Consider the following 18264-nt stretch of genomic DNA (forward strand, 5'->3'; position numbering starts at 1 on the left):
TAAACCGTTTATAAGAATCGCCACATGAACAACAACCTGATTATCGCCGCCGGCGTGGCGGCTGTCTTCAGCGTCGCGCATGCGGCCGAGCCAGCTTCGATGCTGCCGGCCAGCAATGCCTTCGCCAAGGCCAGCACGCTGCCGTTCGGCTATCCGCCGTTCGATCAGATCAAGAACGAGGACTACGGTCCGGCGTTCGCCGAGGGCATGCGCATCAACGCCGCCGAGATCGAAGCGATCGCCAACAACAAGCAGCCGGCCACGTTCGAGAACACCATCGTCGCGATGGAGAAGGCCGGCCAGCTGCTGTCGCGCGTGTCCAGCGTGTTCGGCAACCTGTCCGGCGCCAACACCAACGACAGCTTCAAGGCGCTGGAGCGTGAACTGTCGCCGAAACTGGCGGCCCACAACGACGCCATCCGCCTGAACGCCAAGCTGTACGCGCGCATCAAGTCGCTGTACGACAAGCGCGCCAAGCTGCACCTGGACGCCGAGTCGCTGTACGTGCTGGAACGCTACCACACCGACTTCGTGCGCGCCGGCGCCAAGCTGTCCAACGCCGACAAGGAAAAACTGAAGGCACTCAACAGCGAGCTGGCGCAGCTGTCGACCAGCTTCGCCCAGAACGTGCTGGAGGAAGCCAACGCCTCGGCGCTGATCGTCGACACCCGCGAGGAATTGGCCGGCATGTCGGACAAGGCGATCGATGCGGCCGCCGCCGATGCCGCCAAGCGTGGGCTGACCGGCAAGTTCGCCATCCCGGTGGTCAACACCACCGGCCAGGCCAACCTGGCGGTGCTGACCAACCGCGCCGTGCGCGAACGGCTGATGGCCGCCTCGCTGGCGCGCGGCAGCCACGGCGGCAAGTACGACAACACGCAAGTCGTGCTGAAGACCGCCAAGCTGCGCGCGGAAAAAGCCGCGTTGCTGGGCTATGCCAACTACGCCGCCTATTCGCTGGAAGACCAGACCGCGCATACGCCGGAAGCGGTCAACAAGATGCTGTCCGAGTTCGCCCGTCCAGCCGTGGCCAACGCCAGGAAGGAGGGCGCGGAGATCCAGCAGGTGATTGACAAGGAACAGGGCGGCTTCCAGCTGGCCGCGCACGACTGGTCGTTCTACAGCGACAAGGTACGCGCCGAGCGCTTCAACTTCGACCAGAACCAGCTCAAGCCCTACTTCGAGCTGAACAACGTGCTGACCAACGGCGTGTTCTTCGCCGCGAACAAGGTCTACGGCCTGACGTTCAAGGAGCGCAAGGACTTGCCGGTCTACGATCCCGACGTGCGCGTGTGGGACGTGTTCGATGCGGACGGCAAGCAGCTGGCCATCTTCATCGGCGACTACTACGCCCGCAGCAACAAGCGCGGCGGTGCGTGGATGAATGCCTATGTGTCGCAGTCCAGGCTGATGGGCACGCATCCGGTGATCGCCAACCACCTGAACATTCCGAAGCCGAACGCCGGCGAGCCGACGCTGCTCACCTACGACGAGCTGCGCACGGCCTTCCACGAGTTCGGCCACGCGCTGCACGGCATGTTCTCGGACGTGAACTACCCGCGCTGCGCCGGCACCCGCGTGCCGCGCGACTTCGTCGAGTTCCCGTCGCAGGTCAACGAGATGTGGTCGGTCTGGCCCGAGGTGCTGTCCAACTACGCCAAGCACTACCAGACCGGCGAGCCGATGCCGCAGGCGCTGCTGGACAAGGTGATCGCGTCGAAGAAATTCAACGAAGGCTACCGCACCACCGAGTACCTGGCCGCCTCCATCCTGGACCAGAAATGGCATCAGCTGGACGCGTCGCAGATCCCGTCCGACGTGCTGGCCTTCGAGGCGGCGTCGCTGAAGGCCGCCGGCGTCGACTACGCGCCGGTGCCGCCGCGCTACCGCACCACCTACTTCTCGCACGTGTTTGCGGGCGGCTATTCGGCCGGCTACTACGGCTACCTGTGGTCGGAGAAGCTGGACGCCGACACCGTCGACTGGTTCACCGAGAACGGCGGCATGCTGCGCAAGAACGGCGACTGGTTCCGCAAGATGCTGCTGTCGCGCGGCGGCAGCATGGATGCGATGCAGATGTTCCGCAACTTCCGCGGCCGCGATGCCCGCATCGAACCGCTGCTGGAGCGCCGTGGCTTGACTGAAAAGTAAGCTCCAGGCTGGACAGGGAAGCAGGGCCGGGCGCGATTTGTGTAAGAATCGCGTCCGGCCCTTTCATTTTATGAGTAAGATACAACCATGAGTAACGAACTGCACGGCGTGACGCTGGAAGCCATCGTGACCCGTTTGCACGCGCATTACGGCTGGGAACAGCTGAGCCGACGGATCGACATCAATTGCTTCATCAGCGATCCGAGCATCAAGTCCAGCCTGAAATTCTTGCGCAAGACCCCGTGGGCGCGCGCCAAAGTCGAAGAACTTTACGTCGCCACGAAATTTACCGACTAGGGATTTATATGGACAGCAATCTGAAGGATACACTGAGTTCCCTGCGCAACCACCTGGCCAGCGCCGGCCCCATCGATGATGAGTTGAAGCAGTTGCTGACGCAGCTGGACGGCGACATCAAGCAGTTGCTGGAGCGCCGCGCCGCCGAGGCCGCGCCGGACGAGAGCACGACCTACGGCCTGGCCGAGCGCACGCAGGAAATCTCGGCCAAGTTCGCGGTGCGGCATCCGCAACTGGAGCCGGCCCTGCGTGAGCTGGGCAACATCCTGTCGAGCATGGGAATCTGAAGCAGGCGGTGAAACAGGCGGGGAGAACCCGGGGAACCTAAGTCCCCGGGCGGCCGGCGTTACGGAAACGCCAGCATCGGCGGTTCCATACCGCCAAAGCTGATTTCGGGATGACGCTTGGCGATCATCTCTTCGATTTCTTCGACCCGCCGCACCGGCACGTCGACGATCAACAGCACCTGCCCCTGCTCGATGCGCGAGGCGAACGGCTTGAGGCGCGAATTCGGCACGGCCGCCGCGTTCATGCCCGAGGCCCAGCCGCCGAAGATCGCCCCGGCCAGCGTGACCAGCAGGATGGCGGCGGTGCGCAAGGTCATGCCGTCCACCGGGAACAGCGTCAGGAACACGCCGGCGCCCAGGCCGACGATGGCGCCGATCACCACGCCCAGCTGGGCTCCATGGATCAGGTCGGTTTTCTGCATGAAGTTCACGTCCGGCATGTCCGAGGGCAGCGCGTCCCTGGCCATGAAGCGCATGTGGCCGATCTCGATGCGGGCCAGCAGCAATTCATCCAGCATGGCGCGGGCGCTCGGCACGTCGGGCAGCATGAAATATAGTCTGCGTCGCATAATGGTCTCCCAGCGATAGGTATCTAACCGTTATAGCAAAGTTGCGGACTATAGCAATGTGAATCCGTCATCATTTTCACTCAAGTGATTGAATAGTAAAAGAATTTTTCTTTCAGGCACAAGCGGACCGGGGGCATTTCCGGTACAATGCTGTCCGATATGAGCTCCCCTACCAATTTATTTGCGACCGTCCCGAAGCGGTCTGCCCGCGCTGCCGCTGCGCCTTTCCTCCCGATGTCCCGCGCCGAAATGGATGCGCTGGGCTGGGACGAGTGCGACGTCATCCTCGTCACCGGCGACGCCTACATCGACCATCCGAGCTTCGGCATGGCGCTGGTCGGCCGCCTGCTGGAGGCCCAGGGTTTCCGCGTCGGCATCATCTCGCAGCCGGACTGGACTTCGGCCGAGGCCTTCCGCGTGCTGGGCAAGCCGCGCCTGTACTACGGCATCACGGCCGGCAATATGGATTCGATGGTCAACCGCTACACGGCCGACCGCAAGATCCGCTCGGACGACGCCTACACCGCCAACGGCGAGCCGAACAAGCGGCCCGACCGCGCGGTCACCGTGTACGCGCAGCGCGTGCGCGAAGCCTTCCCCGGCACGCCGGTGGTGATCGGCTCGATCGAGGCCTCGCTGCGCCGCATCGCCCACTTCGACTACTGGTCGGACAAGGTGCGCCGCTCGGTGCTGACCGATTCCAAGGCCGACCTGCTGATCTTCGGCAACGCCGAGCGCGCGCTGGTCGACCTGACCCACCGCATGGCGGCCGGCGAGGACATCAAGTCCATCCGCGACCTGCGCGGCACCGCCTTCATGGTGCCGGCCGGCTGGCTGCCTGGCGAGGACTGGGGCGTGCACAACAGCACCCGCGTGGACGTGCCGGGCAAGGTCGACGCCCATCCCGATCCGTACATGATGGTGCAGCAGAACACCGCGTCCTGCGCCACCAGCAACGGCGGCGCCGACGAGGGCATGGTCGAGCCGAAGCCGGCCGAGGTGGTCAAGCCGATCCGCATCATGAGCCGCGAAGAGCGCCAGGCCATGGCCAAGGAAAAGCACAACAAGACCGTGGTGCGGCTGCCGTCGTACGAAACCGTCAGCACCGACCCGGTGATGTATGCGCACGCCTCGCGCGTGTTCCACCTGGAGTCCAACCCCGGCAACGCCCGCGCCATGGTGCAGGCGCACGGCGAGCGCGACGTCTGGCTCAATCCGCCGCCGCTGCCGCTGCGCATGGACGAGATGGACGGCGTGTACGACATGAACTACGCGCGCGCGCCGCATCCGTCCTACGGCAAGGCCCGCATTCCGGCGTGGGAAATGATACGCTTCTCGGTCAACATCATGCGCGGCTGCTTCGGCGGCTGCACCTTCTGCTCGATCACCGAGCACGAGGGTCGCATCATCCAGAGCCGTTCGGAGCCGTCCATCCTGCGCGAGATCGAGCACATCCGCGACAAGACCAAGGGCTTCACCGGCACCATCTCCGACCTGGGCGGCCCGACCGCGAATATGTACCGGCTGGCCTGCAAGGATCCGAAGATCGAGGAATCGTGCCGCCGCCTGTCGTGCGTGTACCCGTCGATCTGCGTCAACCTGGGCACCGACCACAGCAAGCTGATCTCGCTGTACCGCAAGGCGCGCGCGATTCCCGGCGTGAAAAAGATCCTGATCTCGTCGGGCCTGCGCTACGACATCGCGGTGCGCTCGCCCGAGTACGTCAAGGAGCTGGTGACCCACCACGTGGGCGGCCTGCTGAAGATCGCGCCGGAGCACACGGAAGAGAACACACTGTCGAAGATGATGAAGCCGGGCATCGGCGCCTACGACGAGTTCAAGGAAATGTTCGACCGCTTCTCGCTGGAGGCGGGCAAGAAGCAGTACCTGATCCCGTACTTCATCGCGGCCCACCCCGGCACGACCGACCTCGACATGCTGAACCTGGCGCTGTGGCTGAAGAAGAACAACTTCAAGCTGGACCAGGTGCAGACCTTCATGCCGACGCCGATGGCGATGGCCACCACCATGTACCACACGCGCAAGAACCCGCTGCGCAAGGTGACCGAGGATTCGGAAGTGGTCGAGACCGCGCGCAGCGGCAAGATCCGCCGCACCCACAAGGCCTTCCTGCGCTACCAGGATCCGGAGAACTGGCCGATCCTGCGCGAGGCGCTGGTGGCCATGGGCCGTGGCGACCTGATCGGCAATGGCGACAAGCATTTGATCCCGTCGTGGTCGGCGGGCGAGGGCAACGCGCCGGACCCGAGCCGGCGCACGCCGTCCGGCCCGGCGCCGAGCGCCAAGGGCGCCCGCTCCGGCGTGGTGGCCAGCGCCCAGCCGCCGGCGCGCCAGCAGGGGCAGCGCGCCAATGCGCTGACCGGCTCGCTGACGGCGCGCCAGTCGCTCGACACCAAGCCGCGCGCCTCCATCCTCGACACCATCAAGGTCAAGAAACCGGCCGCTGCCCCGGCCAAGGGCGCCAAGCCGGCCCCGCGCGGCCGCAAGTAAGCCGCGCGACCGGTCCAATCCGCATCGAATCGGCGGCGCCTCCCGGGGCGCCGCTTTTTTTCGTCTATTCCCGTAAAGAAATGTTGTTAAATTCCCCGATCGGTGCAATTGCGTGGATAATTCAGGCTTGCTCCAACGATGCGTGAGGAGCGCTTGCGGCTACACTTGCAAGCAAGCTGGCCACCGTTCCGGTCGGCCCCGCACGCAGACCCCATTCTGTGAACTGGAAGATCATGAAAAAATTTAAATTCTCGACCCTGCTGCTGGTACCCGTGCTGGCCATCCTGGCCGCCTGTGGCGGCGGCGGTGGCGGCAGCTCGTCCACCGCTACGCCCACGCTGAAGAGCATCACCATCGGCAGCGCCGACAACGCCACCACCATCGCGGTCGCCGCCGCCGCCAAGCAGATGACCGCCACCGGCCTGTATTCGGACGGCACCAGCAAGGTGCTGACCGCAGGCGGCGGCCTGGTGTGGGGACCGGCCAATTCCACGGTGCTGCAGATTTCCACCTCGGGCAACCTGACCGGCAAGGTGGTCGGCACCGACACGCTGACCGCCACCCAGGACGGCGTGACCGGCAAGCTGTCCATCACCGTCACCGCGCCGTGGCGCGCCGTGGTGGCCGGCGGCAACCAGACCATCGCCCGCCGGGCCGACGGCAATCTGTACAGCTGGGGCGAGAACATCAAGGGCCAGCTGGGCGACAGCACCACCATCAACCGCAACGCGCCGGTGCTGGTGTCGGGCGGCGGCACCGCCTGGAAACAGGTGGCGCTGGGCGACCAGTTCGCCGTGGCCATCCGCACCGACGGCACGCTGTGGGCCTGGGGCTACAACCAGGACGGGCAGCTGGGCGACGGCACCCAGATCAACCGCGCCGCGCCGGTCCAGGTCGGCAAGGACAAGGACTGGAGCATGGTGGCGGCCGGCAAGGCCCACGCGCTGGCGGTCAAGAGCACCGGCCTGCTGTACGCCTGGGGCCGCAACGACCGCGGCCAGCTGGGCGATGGCACCACGATCAACCGCTCCGCGCCGCTCAAGATCGGCACGGCGGTGTGGCTGGCGATCTCGGCCGGCGAAACCCACTCGATGGGGATCCAGACCGGCAACGACCTGTACGGCTGGGGCGGCAACACCTATGGCCAGGTCGGCAACCTGCTCAAGGTCGACGTGCCGGCGCCGGTCAAGATCGGCACGGCCAAATGGAACTCGGTGTCGGCCGGCGCCTTCCACACCACCGGCATCAACACCTCGGGCATGCTGTTCGCGTGGGGCCAGAACACCTATGGCCAGCTGGGTAACAACGGTTCGGTCGACCTGACCTCGCCGGTGCAGATCGGCACCGACACCAACTGGTCGCAGGTCGCGGCCGGCACCCAGCACACCCTGGCCGTGCGCAACGACGGCACGCTGTGGAGCTGGGGCGCCAACACCGAGGGCCAGCTGGGCACCGGCGGCACCGACGTCACCACGCCGCAGCAGGTGGGCACCGACAACAACTGGCTGTCCGTGGCGGCCGGCCGCGCCCACAGCCTGGGCCTGAAGGCGGACGACACGCTGTGGGGCTGGGGCCGCAACCAGGAAGGCCAGCTGGGCAGCAGCCTGTCCGTCCCGTACTCGCCGATCCCGGTCAAAGTACCGAACTAAGTAGTACTACGTTGTTTCGACGGACGGCGGGCGCGAGCCCGGCCGTCCGTTGTGTTTTATGGCCGGGTATGGTCAGAAAGCGACGATATCGGTCGCCGAAGCGGCTACAATTTCACCTATGTCGCTTCCCTCAGGAACCCTAGTGTCTTTACCCGATGCCGCCCCCGCTTCCTCCCCGTCCCCCCGTGCCTTGCGCCGGCTGCGCCTTGGCGGCCTGACGCTGCTGGCGCTGCTGTGGCTGGCGCCGGCCGCGGCGCAGGACAAGATCACGCTGCAGCTCAAGCACAGTCACCAGTTCCAGTTCGCCGGCTACTACGCCGCGCTGGAGCAGGGCTATTACCGCGAGGCCGGGCTGGACGTGTCCATCCTCGAAGGATCGGACGGCAACGAGCCGGAGCGCGACGTCGTGTCCGGCAAGGCCGAGTACGGCGTGGGCGCGAGCAGCCTGCTGCTGGCGCGCCTGGCCGGCAAGCCGGTGGTGGTGCTGGGCGTGGTGTTCCAGCACTCGCCGTACGCGCTGGCGATGCGCCAGACCAGCGCCGAGCCGGACATCCGCCGCATCATCGGCAAGCGCGCCATGATCGGCTCGCTGACCGACGAGCTGGGCAGCGCGGACGAGCTGCTGGCCTACCTGGTCAAGGAAGGCATCCCGCCCACCAGCTTCCAGCGGGTCGAGCCGACCTACAACACGGCCGACCTGATCAACGGCAGGGTGGACGCCATCGCGGTCTACACCACCAACGAGCCGGACACCTTCGACCGCCTCGGCTTCCCCTACGATATCTACAGCCCGCGCGCGGTCGGCATCGACTTCTACGGCGACAACCTGTTCACCAGCGAGCGCGAGATCGCCAACCATCCGGCCCGGGTGCGCGCCTTCCGCGCCGCCAGCATGCGCGGCTGGCAGTGGGCCATGAGCCACCAGGAGGAGATGGCCGACATCATCCTGCGCAAGTATTCGCACCGCAGCGACCGCGCCCACCTGCTGTACGAGGCGCGCCAGATGGTGCCGCTGGTGCAGCCGGTGCTCGTCGAGATCGGCTACCAGAACCCGGAGCGCTGGCGCCACATCGCCGACGTCTACGCCGGCCTGGGCATGGTGCCCAAGAACGCCAACTTCGACGGCTTCATGTACCGCCAGGACGGCGGCGCCAGCCTGCTGTGGCTGTACCGCGTGCTGGGCGCGGCCGCGCTGCTGCTGGTGGTGGGCGCGGCCATCCACTTCAGCCTGCTGGCGCGCGAGCGGCGCCGCGCCAACGCCGCCATCCGCACCGGCGAGCAGCGCTTCCGCACCATGTTCGAGGCCTCGCCGCTGGGCATCGCGCTGGTCGACTCGATCACCTACGAATACCGCGACATCAACCCGCGCTTCCAGGAGATCGTCGGCCGCTCGCAGGTCGAGCTGGGCGCGATGCGCTGGCTGGAGGCCGGCCACCCGGAGGACGTGGCCCAGATCAAGGTGCAGATGGGGCGCCTGCTGGCGCACGAGGTGCACAGCTTCAAGGTCACCAACCGCTTGTTCCGCCCGGACGGCGAGCTGGTGTGGATCGAGGTGTCGGTCACCGCCATCGAGACCGAGAAGGGCAGCCACCCGCACCACCTGTGCATGATCGAGGACGTCACCGACAAGAAGCAGAGCGAGGCGCTGATCTGGCAGCAGGCCAACTTCGACCCGCTGACCCAGCTGCCCAACCGCCGCATGTTCCACGACCGGCTGGCGCACGACATGCTCAAGAGCCAGCGCGACCGCTCGCACATCGCCATCCTGTTCATCGACCTCGACCACTTCAAGGAGGTCAACGACACGCTCGGCCACCACCAGGGCGACATCCTGCTGGTGGACGCGGCGCGCCGCATCGGCGCCTGCGTGCGCAAGTCGGACACGGTGGCGCGCCTGGGCGGCGACGAGTTCACCGTGATCCTGTCCGAGCTGGACGGCACCGAGCGGGTCGAGCAGATCGCCCAGCACATCATCGACAGCCTGCGCCAGCCCTTCCCGCTGGGACAGGAGCAGGCCTTCGTGTCGGCCAGCATCGGCATCACGCTGTACCCGGACGACGCGCTCGACATCGACGACCTGCTCAAGCACGCCGACCAGGCCATGTACGCCGCCAAGGGGGCCGGGCGCAACCGCTACAGCTATTTCACGCCGACCCTGCAGGTGGCCGCGCTCAACCGCATGCGCCTGACCAACGACCTGCGCGGCGCGCTCAAGGGCGAGCAGTTCGCGCTGTACTTCCAGCCCATCGTCCACCTCAAGAGCGGGCGCATCCACAAGGCCGAGGCGCTGATCCGCTGGAACCATCCGCAGCGCGGCGTGGTCAGCCCGATGGATTTCATTCCGCTGGCCGAGGCGAGCGGCCTGATCGTCGACATCGGCGAGTGGGTGTTCCGCGAGTCGGCGCGCTGGGTGCAGCGCTGGCGGCATGAGCACCATCCGGAGTTCCAGGTCAGCGTCAACCAGTCGCCGCTGGAGTTCCAGCGCGAGGACGGCGCCTACGACGCCTGGCTCAGCTACCTGCAGGCGCTGGACCTGCCGGGCCAGTCGGTGGTGGTGGAGATCACCGAGGGCCTGCTGCTCGACGCCAACACCACGGTCAGCAACAAGCTGCTGCAGCTGCGCGACGCCGGCATCCAGGTCGCGCTGGACGACTTCGGCACCGGCTACTCGTCGCTGTCCTACCTGAAGAAGTTCGACATCGACTATTTGAAGATCGACCGCTCCTTCACCCGCAACCTGGCGCCGGACTCGAGCGACATGGCGTTGTCGGACGCGATCATCGTCATGGCCCACAAGCTGGGCCTGCGGGTGATCGCCGAGGGCGTGGAGACGCCGGAACAGCGCGACCTGCTGGCCGCCGCCGGCTGCGACTACGGCCAGGGCTATCTGTTCGCCCGCCCCATGCCGGCCGAGCAGTTCGACCAGATGCTGCGCCAGCAGGCGGCGTGATCTGCTTCAAATCCAGGCCGGACGCTGACCGCGGCTATTTGCATCCCCTGATGGCGGACACCCCTGCGCCCGAGGCATGGGACAGCTTCTGGCCGGCGTTGTATGCGCAATTGCCGTTGCCCGCACGGCTGGACGATGTCCCGCTCCCGCTCGGCGAGACCGTGATCCGCAGCGGCGCCGAGGTGCCTGTGTTCGGAATCTATGAGCCGCAAATCAGGGATGGTTGCATGAACTATCTGCTGGGCGGCACTCCGGCGCCGACATTGTGGGAAACCGATGGGGTGGAAAGCACCGGCAATGTGCTCAGCATCAGCTGGCGGTTGATATGGGAAGACCGCCGCTACCAAGACGGCTCGATACCGGCAGAAGAACGCCAGTACTTCCCGCTTGCTACCGGACACCACCCTTAGCGCGATTTCGCCTGCGACCCCGCCCCCCCCCGGCCGGGCGCGCCTCACGCCCGTCCCGAAACAGCGATAATAGCTATTCCGTTTGCCAATCCTATAGTTGATAGCTATTGAAACTATTGGAACAATCAATTTTGCAAATGGGGCAAAAGCCCTTAAACTGGCGTCTCAATGATTCACAACCCAACGAGGAAACCACAATGTCTCTGATCAATACCCAAATCAAACCATTCAAGGCCACCGCATACGCCAACGGCAAGTTCATCGACCTGAGCGAAGAGTCCCTGAAGGGCAAGTGGTCCGTTCTGATGTTCTACCCAGCCGACTTCACCTTCGTGTGCCCAACCGAACTGGAAGACCTGGCCGAGCAGCAGCCTGAATTCGCCAAGCTGGGCGTGGAAGTGTACGGCGTGTCGACCGACACCCACTTCGCGCACAAAGCATGGCACGACACCTCGGATGCGATCAAGAAAGTGAACTACCCGCTGATCGGCGACCCAACCGGCACCCTGTCGCGCAACTTTGAAGTGATGATCGAAGAAGAAGGCCTGGCACTGCGCGGCACCTTCGTCATCAATCCAGAAGGCTTCATCAAAGTGATGGAAGTGCACGACAACGGCATCGGCCGCGACGCTACCGAGCTGCTGCGCAAAGTGAAGGCCGCCAAGTACGTGGCCGAGCACCCAGGCCAGGTTTGCCCAGCCAAATGGACCGAAGGCGCAGCGACCCTGACCCCATCGCTGGACCTGGTCGGCAAGATCTAAGTCTGAGCACGTCTTGAAAGAGACCGCAGTACACAAGTAATACCGCGATGCCGGTCCGGGCGTCCGGCCCGGCATACGCCTAAATATTTGTAAAAGGAAGAAAAATCATGTTAGACGCTACTCTCAAAACCCAGTTGAAAGCCTACTTGGAAAAAGTGGTGCAACCGATTGAGATCGTCGCTTCTCTCGATGACAGCGCCAAGGCCCGCGAGATGGAAGAACTGCTCCAGGAGATCGTCCTGTTGAGCGACAAGATCACGCTGGTCAAGCGCACCGACGATGCCGAACGCAAGCCGTCGTTCAGCATCAACCGCCCAGGCACCGACATCGGCGTGCGTTTCGCCGGCGTGCCGATGGGCCACGAATTCACCTCGCTGGTGCTGGCGCTGCTGCAGGTCGGCGGCCACACCATCAAGTTCGACGAAGCCGTGATCGAGCAGATCCGCAACCTGGATGGCGATTACGCATTCGAAACCTTCATCTCGCTGAGCTGCCACAACTGCCCGGAAGTGGTGCAGGCGCTCAACGCGATGTCGGTGATCAACCCGCGCATCAAGGTCACCACGATTGACGGCGGCGTGTTCCCGCAAGAAGTCGAGGCGCGCCAGATCATGGCGGTGCCGATGATGTTCCTGAACGGCGAGCACTTCGGCCAGGGCCGCACCAGCGTCGAAGAGATCCTGGCCAAGCTGGACACCAACGCCGGCGCCCGTCAGGCGGCCGAGCTGAGCAAGAAAGACGTGTTCGACGTGCTGATCGTCGGCGGCGGCCCCGCCGGTGCGGCAGCGGCCGTCTATGCCGCCCGCAAAGGCATCAAGACCGGTGTGCTGGCCGAGCGTTTCGGCGGCCAGGTGCTCGACACCCTGGCGATCGAGAACTTCATCTCGGTCACCGCCACCGACGGTCCGAAGTTCGCCGTGGCGCTGGAGCAGCACGTCAAGGAATACGACGTCGACATCATGAACACCCAGCGCGCCGCCAAGCTGGTGCCGGGCAAGCTGATCGAGGTGCAGACCGCGACTGGCGCGACCCTTAAAGCCAAGTCGGTGATCCTGGCGACCGGCGCCCGCTGGCGCGAGATCAACGTGCCGGGCGAGAAGGAATACCGCAACCACGGCGTGGCCTACTGCCCGCACTGCGACGGCCCGCTGTTCAAGGGCAAGCGCGTGGCGGTGATCGGCGGCGGCAACTCCGGCGTGGAAGCGGCGATCGACCTGGCCGGCCTGGTCAAGCACGTGACCCTGATCGAGTTCGGCGCCGAGCTGCGCGCCGACGCGGTCCTGCAACGCAAGCTGCACAGCCTGCCTAACGTGACCGTGATCGTCTCGGCGCAGACCACCGAGATCCACGGCGACGGCAAGATCGTCAACGGCCTGAGCTACAACGACCGCGTGTCGGGCGAAGCGAAGAAGGTCGAGCTGGAAGGCGTGTTCGTGCAGATCGGCCTGGTGCCGAACACCGAATGGCTGAAGGGTACGGTGGCGTTGTCGCGCCACGGCGAGATCGAAGTGGACGCACGTGGCCAGACCTCGATCCCCGGCGTGTTCGCGGCCGGCGACGTCACCACGGTGCCGTACAAGCAGATCATCATCGCCACCGGCGAAGGCGCGAAGGCTGCACTGTCGGCCTTCGACCACCTGATCCGCTCGGACGACGAGGAAGTGGTGGCCGAGTCCGCCGAGAAGCAAGCGATGACCGCATAAGCGATCGCAGCAAAGCACAAGGGCCGCTACAACAGCGGCCCTTTTTTTATGTCACAACATTCGCCGAATAATATTGGGGTCAAGTCTGACATTCGGACACGAGCTCTGCTTTAAAGCGCCCGCTTAAAGCAGAGCCCGTGTCCGAATGTCAGACTTGACCCCAATTATGTTAAGTCGACGCTGGCTTGGCGGGTGCGCAGTTCCATGGCGTTGCGGTGGCGGGCGCGCAGGCGTGGGTCGGTGATTAGCCGGCCCAGCGTTTCGCCGATGACCATCACCACACCCAGCAGCGGCAGCACCAGCATCAGGCCCGCCACGCCGGCCACCGAGCCGCCGATGAAGATCATCAGCACCGTGATCAGCGGATGGATGTGCAGGCTGCGGCCCAGCGTCATCGGCATGAAGACGAAATCGTCCAGCAGCCGCACGGCGATGAATACGCCGATCGCCATGTAGGCCACGGCTGGGTCGGCCGGCGCGTCGGTCGAGGCTACCATCACCACCAGCATGCAGCCGACGATGGAGCCGACGTACGGCACCCATGCCAGCATCGCCGCGATCAGCCCCAGCACCAGCGGCGACGAGACGCCGATCGCCCACAGGCCGATGGCCAGCACCGCCGTGTCGAGAATGGTCAGCTTGATCAGGCCCTGGAAGTAGCGGTGCGCGGTCTGGTCGACTTCGTGCAGCAGGCACAGGGTCTTTTCAAAGAAGGCGTTGGGGACGGCGCGCGCGAGGAACTTTTTGAAGCGCAAACCGTCGCGCAGGAAGAAGAAGGTCAGGAACGGCGCCAGCAGCAGCGACGGCAGCCATGCCGCCACCGATACCAGGATGTCGGTCAGGTGCTTTTGCACGAAGGTGCCGGTGAACGCGCTCACGCGGCTGTTGACCGTGCGCGCCAGCTTGATCTGCTTGAGGATGGGGAACTCGCGCTCGAGCGACAGCATCGTGTGGCGCACGAACTCCAGCCCGCCCGTGAGGTATTTGCCCAGCATGTCCTGCCACGAGTCGGACGGGCCGCTGTCCCAGAAAATGAACACCAGCCCGGCCATCGCCAGCAGCAGCAGGAACACGCCGCCGACGATCATCGTGGACGCGTTGTGGCTCAGGCCCATGCGGATCAGGCGCTGCATCGGCGGTTGCAGGATGTAGTACAGCACGATCCCCAGCAGGAAGGGGATGGCGAGGAACAGCATTTGCTGCAGCAGGAACAGCAGCACGCAGGTGGCGGCGATGATGCCGCTCCAGACTACCGGCCCGGCGCGCTGTTGGGTCGGCAAGAAGTTCATATCGCCTCGACCTGCGGCTTGCCGCTCATCCAGTCGCGCAGCCGGCTGCCGATGTGGCGCGCCAAAGCCAGCGAGATCTTGTAGCCGATGACGGCGTCGGTTTCCATCAGGCCCATGAAGTCGGCGCGGAAGAACACCGCCAGCTCGCAGTTGTCCAGCGCGCGCGTTTGCGCGTTGCGCGGCGTGTTGTCGAGCAGCGCCAGGTCGCCGAAGAAGGAGCCGGCCGATAGTTCGGCCACCACTTCGCGCGTCTCGCCCAGCTTGCGGCTGATGATCACCCGCCCCGACATCACCAGGTACAGCGCCTGGCCTTCCTCGCCCTCGTCGAAGATGATTTCGTCGGCCAGGTAGCGGCGTTCGTGCATCAGGCCGTCGACGATTTTCAGTTCGAGCGGAGTCAGCGTGGCGAACAGCGCCGATTCCTTCAGGCGCAACAGACGCGGCGACAACGTGGGCGATTTCAGGAAACCAAACATCAGGGGAACTCCGTGCGGGAATGCGGGCCGGGCCGGCTCATCATTCCCATGATAACTTAAAGTTGCACGGTGGCGGACAGCGGCAGGGCCGGGTCGAGGTGGCTGGTGAGCAGGATGCACTGGCGCGCCAGCCGCTGCGGCGCCGACAGTTGCTGGCGCAGGTAGGCCACGGCGTCCACGTCGAGGCCGTTGAACGGCTCGTCGATCAGCAGCAGCCGCACCGGCAGCGCCAGCGCCAGCGACAGCTGCATCTTCTTGTGCTGGCCCAGCGACAGCGTGGTCACCGGCTGGTCCAGCGTGTGCAGCAGGTGGAACGCTTGCAGCTCGGCGTTGAGCAGCGCCGGGTCGGTGCCAGGATACAGCGACAGGTGCAGGTCGAGGATTTCCTGCACGGTCAGCCATGGCAGTTGCGGCGTGTCGCCGCCGCAGTAGTAGCACTGCAGGCGGTAGGCCAGCGGCTGGGCCAGCATGTCGAGGCCGTCCAGAATGATGGTGCCCGCGTGCGGCGTCAGCGCGCCGCCGGCCAGCTTGAGCAGCGTGGTCTTGCCGGCGCCGTTCTCGCCGCGCAGCCAGGTGATGCCGGCGTCCAGTTGCAGGTCGAAGCGGCGGAACAGCGGATGGCTGGCGTATTCGAAGGTCAGTTGTTGTATGCGCAGCACGGGCTTCAGTTCCATAGTTCGCTTCCAATGGCGGTGAGGATGATGATGGCGCTGATGACCAGCCCCACGCGGCCGCGCACGCTCAGGCGGCGCAGCGTGATGATGGCGGCCTGGGCGACGCCGGCAAAGCACAGCCAGACGGTGGCCACGGTGGTGCTGTAGCCGGCGCTGCTGGCGCGGCCCAGGTGGCCCAGCGTCAGCAGCGCGAACCAGGCCATCACGGCCAGGCCGGGCAGCAGCGCCGACCAGCGGGCGAAGCGGAACAGGCGCTCGATGCGCACCGGCCAGGCCGCCGCGACGGGACGCAGCAATGTGATCTGTTCGGTGACGGCCTTGTCGCCGCGGTCGGTCAGCACCATCAGCAGCAGCGCGGCGTTGAAGCCCCACAGCGCCGGCGGCACCACGGCCGGATGCCACAGCCACGCGCCGATGCCCAGCACGGCGCCCAGCAGCAGCACGGTCTGCTGGATGCCGACCAGATTCTCGGCGCGCCAGAACGGCAGCCAGAACAGCTGGCGCCAGTGGTAGAGCGCGGTCCGTGCACGCTGCATCGCTGGTCTGGCGCCGGCGCTGGCCGGCAGGCGTGGTGTATAGGGGCCGGGCGCGGGGCGGTCGGGATCGAGCCGGACGGCGGCCGGCATGCGGCAGCGCTGGGCCAGCACCAGCGTCGAGATGATCCAGCCCAGCAGCAGCGAGCCGGCGGTCAGCAGCAATGCCTGCGGCGCCACCGGTCGCAGCCAGTCCGGCCATTGAAACAGCCAGATCGCGGTGGACAGCGCGTAGGCCAAGCTCAATGGGACGATGATCATGCCAGCCACGGCGATGTTGGCGCCCCACTGCGAGCGCGCGGGGATCGGCAGCGGACGACACCACTGCAGCACCTGCGCAGGCAGCAGCCGCTTGCGCAGCAGCCAGACCGGTGCGCTGGCGATCAATGCCTGGCCGGCGAACAGGCCCAACGCCTGCGGCCACGGCCGCGTCGCCGCGAACAGTCCCGGCAGCGCGAGGCAGGCGACCAGTCCCACCAGCACCTGGCCGAAACCGAGCAGGATGTATTCGAGCGAACTCTTGAAGCTGACCGCGAACTGCAGCATTGCCTGCTGCGCCAGGCGCATGCGGAATCGCAGGTAGGGGTGCTGGAACGGTATCGAAATATGCATGCCGGAAGGATAACACCCGGCCAATTAGGCCGGACTTAATTGGTTGTAATTGGGTGTATTATTGGTTGAATGCTGCGTACCGATACTCTGCACATCACTCCCGAGATTCTGAATCTTATCGCCGGGATCGATGAATTCAAAGGTGCCTGGCGGGCTCTGGGCCGGCTTACGCCGGATCGCCTGTCAGCCCTTCGTCGCGTCGCCACTATTGAAAGCGTGGGTTCTTCCACGCGCATCGAAGGCGCCAGCCTGTCGGATCGCGAGGTGGCGCGCTTGCTTTCCAATCTCCAGCTTCAGTCGTTTGCCACCCGCGACGAACAGGAAGTGGCGGGCTACGCTGAGTTGATGGGCGTGGTGTTCCACTCCTGGCCGGACATATTCGTGACGGAAAACCATATCAAGCAACTGCACCAGATGCTGCTGCGTCACAGCGACAAGGACGCGCGCCATCGCGGCCAGTACAAGACCAGCGCTAACAGTGTGGCCGCGTTCGATGCGGATGGCCGGCAGCTGGGTGTGGTGTTCGAGACCGCATCGCCGTTCGATACGCCGCGCCGCATGGCGGAGCTTATCCATTGGAGTGCGCAGGAGTTGCGCGAAGCGCGGCTGCACCCCTTGCTGGTGATCGCCATTTTCACGGTGGTCTTCCTGGAGATACATCCGTTCCAAGATGGTAATGGGCGCTTGAGCCGTATCTTGACCACACTGCTGTTGCTGCGCTCCGGTTATGCGTTCGTGCCTTACAGCTCACTGGAGAGTGTCATCGAAGCGAACAAGGAGGCGTATTATCTGGCGCTGAGGCAAACACAAGCGACGATCCGCAGCGACACGCCGGATTGGCAACCCTGGCTGCTGTTTTTGCTACGCTCCCTGGCCGAACTGATACGCCGGCTGGAGAAGAAAATCGAGTTGGAACGCGTGGTGCTGGCGGCCTTGCCTGAACTATCGCAGCGGATTGTTCAGTTTGCGCGGGAACATGGCCGCGTCACCATGGCCGATGCCTTGCGAATCACCGCCCGCAACCGCAACACGTTGAAACCGCACTTCCGTAACCTGGTCGAGCAGGGACAGCTGAGGCGGCACGGCAGTGGGCGCGGCGTCTGGTACGAATTGGGATAAAAGTGGCGCGGAAATGATTAAGGGCCCGACGAATCGGGCCCTTAAAGGAATTTGGCGGAGCGGACGGGACTCGAACCCGCGACCCCCGGCGTGACAGGCCGGTATTCTAACCAACTGAACTACCGCTCCAAATTTCGTTTTTCTGTTTCCTTGGTGGGTGCTGAGAGGGTCGAACTCCCGACCTACGCCTTGTAAGGGCGCCGCTCTACCAACTGAGCTAAGCACCCAGAAAACATATCAGCTTTGCTTCACTACTTTGTTGCAACTGCTGAA

The 18264-nt window shown here is 64.9% G+C and carries 15 protein-coding genes and 2 tRNA genes; 10 read left to right on the forward strand and 7 right to left on the reverse strand.

Annotation, left to right across the window (positions count from 1 at the left end; all coding sequences use genetic code 11):
- Positions 1-24: 24 nt before the first annotated feature.
- The 3 genes from ACUJB0_RS21990 (at position 25) to ACUJB0_RS22000 (ending at position 2735) form a co-directional block, all read left to right on the forward strand.
- Complete coding sequence (locus ACUJB0_RS21990; RefSeq protein ID WP_444847073.1) at positions 25-2151, forward strand: M3 family metallopeptidase; 2127 nt, start codon at positions 25-27, stop codon at positions 2149-2151.
- A gap of 87 nt (positions 2152-2238) precedes the next feature.
- Positions 2239-2448: a VF530 family protein gene (locus ACUJB0_RS21995; RefSeq protein WP_161083084.1), complete on the forward strand. Its 210-nt coding sequence runs from the start codon at positions 2239-2241 to the stop codon at positions 2446-2448.
- Between the two features lie 8 nt (positions 2449-2456).
- A complete protein-coding gene (locus tag ACUJB0_RS22000; protein WP_444847074.1) occupies positions 2457-2735 on the forward strand; it encodes a DUF4404 family protein in 279 nt (92 codons plus the stop codon).
- A gap of 59 nt (positions 2736-2794) precedes the next feature.
- Here ACUJB0_RS22000 and ACUJB0_RS22005 read toward each other — a convergent pair whose 3' ends face one another.
- On the reverse strand, positions 2795-3304 hold the full coding sequence (locus ACUJB0_RS22005; protein ID WP_444847075.1) for a DUF1269 domain-containing protein: 510 nt from the start codon (positions 3302-3304) through the stop codon (positions 2795-2797).
- Between the two features lie 159 nt (positions 3305-3463).
- Between ACUJB0_RS22005 and ACUJB0_RS22010 the strand changes: the two genes are divergently transcribed.
- The 6 genes from ACUJB0_RS22010 to ahpF all read left to right on the forward strand — a co-directional run bounded on the left by ACUJB0_RS22010 (position 3464) and on the right by ahpF (position 13288).
- Entirely contained in the window at positions 3464-5815 is a 2352-nt protein-coding gene (locus tag ACUJB0_RS22010; RefSeq protein WP_506737535.1) for a YgiQ family radical SAM protein, read from the forward strand.
- A gap of 233 nt (positions 5816-6048) precedes the next feature.
- The gene (locus ACUJB0_RS22015) at positions 6049-7464 is read left to right on the forward strand and encodes an RCC1 domain-containing protein (RefSeq protein WP_444847077.1); all 1416 of its coding nucleotides are present in this window, start codon (positions 6049-6051) and stop codon (positions 7462-7464) included.
- Between the two features lie 142 nt (positions 7465-7606).
- Positions 7607-10414, forward strand: coding sequence for an EAL domain-containing protein (locus tag ACUJB0_RS22020; RefSeq protein ID WP_444847078.1), 2808 nt, complete (start codon positions 7607-7609; stop codon positions 10412-10414).
- Positions 10415-10464: 50 nt separating this feature from the next.
- Positions 10465-10824 carry an Imm72 family immunity protein gene (locus tag ACUJB0_RS22025; protein WP_444847079.1) on the forward strand — a complete coding sequence of 120 codons (360 nt, stop codon included), beginning with the start codon at positions 10465-10467 and terminating at the stop codon, positions 10822-10824.
- A 197-nt stretch (positions 10825-11021) separates the two neighbouring features.
- Positions 11022-11585 (forward strand): alkyl hydroperoxide reductase subunit C, encoded by a 564-nt coding sequence (ahpC, locus tag ACUJB0_RS22030; protein WP_444847080.1) that lies wholly within the window; start codon positions 11022-11024, stop codon positions 11583-11585.
- A gap of 107 nt (positions 11586-11692) precedes the next feature.
- Complete coding sequence (ahpF, locus tag ACUJB0_RS22035) at positions 11693-13288, forward strand: alkyl hydroperoxide reductase subunit F (RefSeq protein WP_444847081.1); 1596 nt, start codon at positions 11693-11695, stop codon at positions 13286-13288.
- Between the two features lie 164 nt (positions 13289-13452).
- On the opposite strand, the gene ACUJB0_RS22040 is transcribed toward ahpF, so the two are convergent.
- The 4 genes from ACUJB0_RS22040 to ACUJB0_RS22055 are packed head-to-tail and all read right to left on the reverse strand — an operon-like array spanning position 13453 to position 16872.
- The gene (locus ACUJB0_RS22040) at positions 13453-14577 is read right to left on the reverse strand and encodes an AI-2E family transporter (RefSeq protein WP_444847082.1); all 1125 of its coding nucleotides are present in this window, start codon (positions 14575-14577) and stop codon (positions 13453-13455) included.
- Positions 14574-15056: a cyclic nucleotide-binding domain-containing protein gene (locus ACUJB0_RS22045; RefSeq protein WP_444847145.1), complete on the reverse strand. Its 483-nt coding sequence runs from the start codon at positions 15054-15056 to the stop codon at positions 14574-14576. Before ACUJB0_RS22045 ends, ACUJB0_RS22040 begins: the two co-directional genes overlap by 4 nt.
- A 53-nt stretch (positions 15057-15109) precedes the next feature.
- The gene (locus tag ACUJB0_RS22050) at positions 15110-15727 is read right to left on the reverse strand and encodes an ABC transporter ATP-binding protein (protein ID WP_444847083.1); all 618 of its coding nucleotides are present in this window, start codon (positions 15725-15727) and stop codon (positions 15110-15112) included.
- Positions 15718-16872, reverse strand: a complete 1155-nt coding sequence (locus ACUJB0_RS22055; protein WP_444847084.1) for a hypothetical protein — start codon at positions 16870-16872, stop codon at positions 15718-15720. Before ACUJB0_RS22055 ends, ACUJB0_RS22050 begins: the two co-directional genes overlap by 10 nt.
- A 69-nt stretch (positions 16873-16941) precedes the next feature.
- On the opposite strand from ACUJB0_RS22055, the gene ACUJB0_RS22060 reads away from it, so the two are divergent.
- Positions 16942-17991 carry a Fic family protein gene (locus tag ACUJB0_RS22060; RefSeq protein WP_444847085.1) on the forward strand — a complete coding sequence of 350 codons (1050 nt, stop codon included), beginning with the start codon at positions 16942-16944 and terminating at the stop codon, positions 17989-17991.
- A 52-nt stretch (positions 17992-18043) separates the two neighbouring features.
- On the opposite strand, the gene ACUJB0_RS22065 is transcribed toward ACUJB0_RS22060, so the two are convergent.
- Together ACUJB0_RS22065 and ACUJB0_RS22070 are read right to left on the reverse strand one after the other, a co-directional pair.
- Positions 18044-18120: transfer RNA gene (locus ACUJB0_RS22065), tRNA-Asp, on the reverse strand.
- A 22-nt stretch (positions 18121-18142) separates the two neighbouring features.
- Positions 18143-18218 (reverse strand) — tRNA-Val (locus ACUJB0_RS22070).
- Between the last annotated feature and the right edge of the window lie 46 nt (positions 18219-18264).

Origin of the sequence: Duganella caerulea, from assembly GCF_040362985.1 — a bacterium.
GTDB classification, from domain to species: Bacteria; Pseudomonadota; Gammaproteobacteria; order Burkholderiales; family Burkholderiaceae_D; genus Rugamonas; species Rugamonas vulcania.

Coding starts and splice junctions, on each gene's coding strand:
- ACUJB0_RS22015 (WP_444847077.1), top strand. CDS start 6,049: ATGAAAAAATTTAAATTCTCGACCCTGCTGCTGGTACCCGTGCTGGCC.
- ACUJB0_RS21995 (WP_161083084.1), top strand. CDS start 2,239: ATGAGTAACGAACTGCACGGCGTGACGCTGGAAGCCATCGTGACCCGT.
- ACUJB0_RS22060 (WP_444847085.1), top strand. CDS start 16,942: ATGCTGCGTACCGATACTCTGCACATCACTCCCGAGATTCTGAATCTT.
- ACUJB0_RS22010 (WP_506737535.1), top strand. CDS start 3,464: ATGAGCTCCCCTACCAATTTATTTGCGACCGTCCCGAAGCGGTCTGCC.
- ahpC (WP_444847080.1), top strand. CDS start 11,022: ATGTCTCTGATCAATACCCAAATCAAACCATTCAAGGCCACCGCATAC.
- ahpF (WP_444847081.1), top strand. CDS start 11,693: ATGTTAGACGCTACTCTCAAAACCCAGTTGAAAGCCTACTTGGAAAAA.
- ACUJB0_RS21990 (WP_444847073.1), top strand. CDS start 25: ATGAACAACAACCTGATTATCGCCGCCGGCGTGGCGGCTGTCTTCAGC.
- ACUJB0_RS22040 (WP_444847082.1), bottom strand. CDS start 14,577: ATGAACTTCTTGCCGACCCAACAGCGCGCCGGGCCGGTAGTCTGGAGC.
- ACUJB0_RS22050 (WP_444847083.1), bottom strand. CDS start 15,727: ATGGAACTGAAGCCCGTGCTGCGCATACAACAACTGACCTTCGAATAC.
- ACUJB0_RS22005 (WP_444847075.1), bottom strand. CDS start 3,304: ATGCGACGCAGACTATATTTCATGCTGCCCGACGTGCCGAGCGCCCGC.
- ACUJB0_RS22025 (WP_444847079.1), top strand. CDS start 10,465: ATGGCGGACACCCCTGCGCCCGAGGCATGGGACAGCTTCTGGCCGGCG.
- ACUJB0_RS22055 (WP_444847084.1), bottom strand. CDS start 16,872: ATGCATATTTCGATACCGTTCCAGCACCCCTACCTGCGATTCCGCATG.
- ACUJB0_RS22000 (WP_444847074.1), top strand. CDS start 2,457: ATGGACAGCAATCTGAAGGATACACTGAGTTCCCTGCGCAACCACCTG.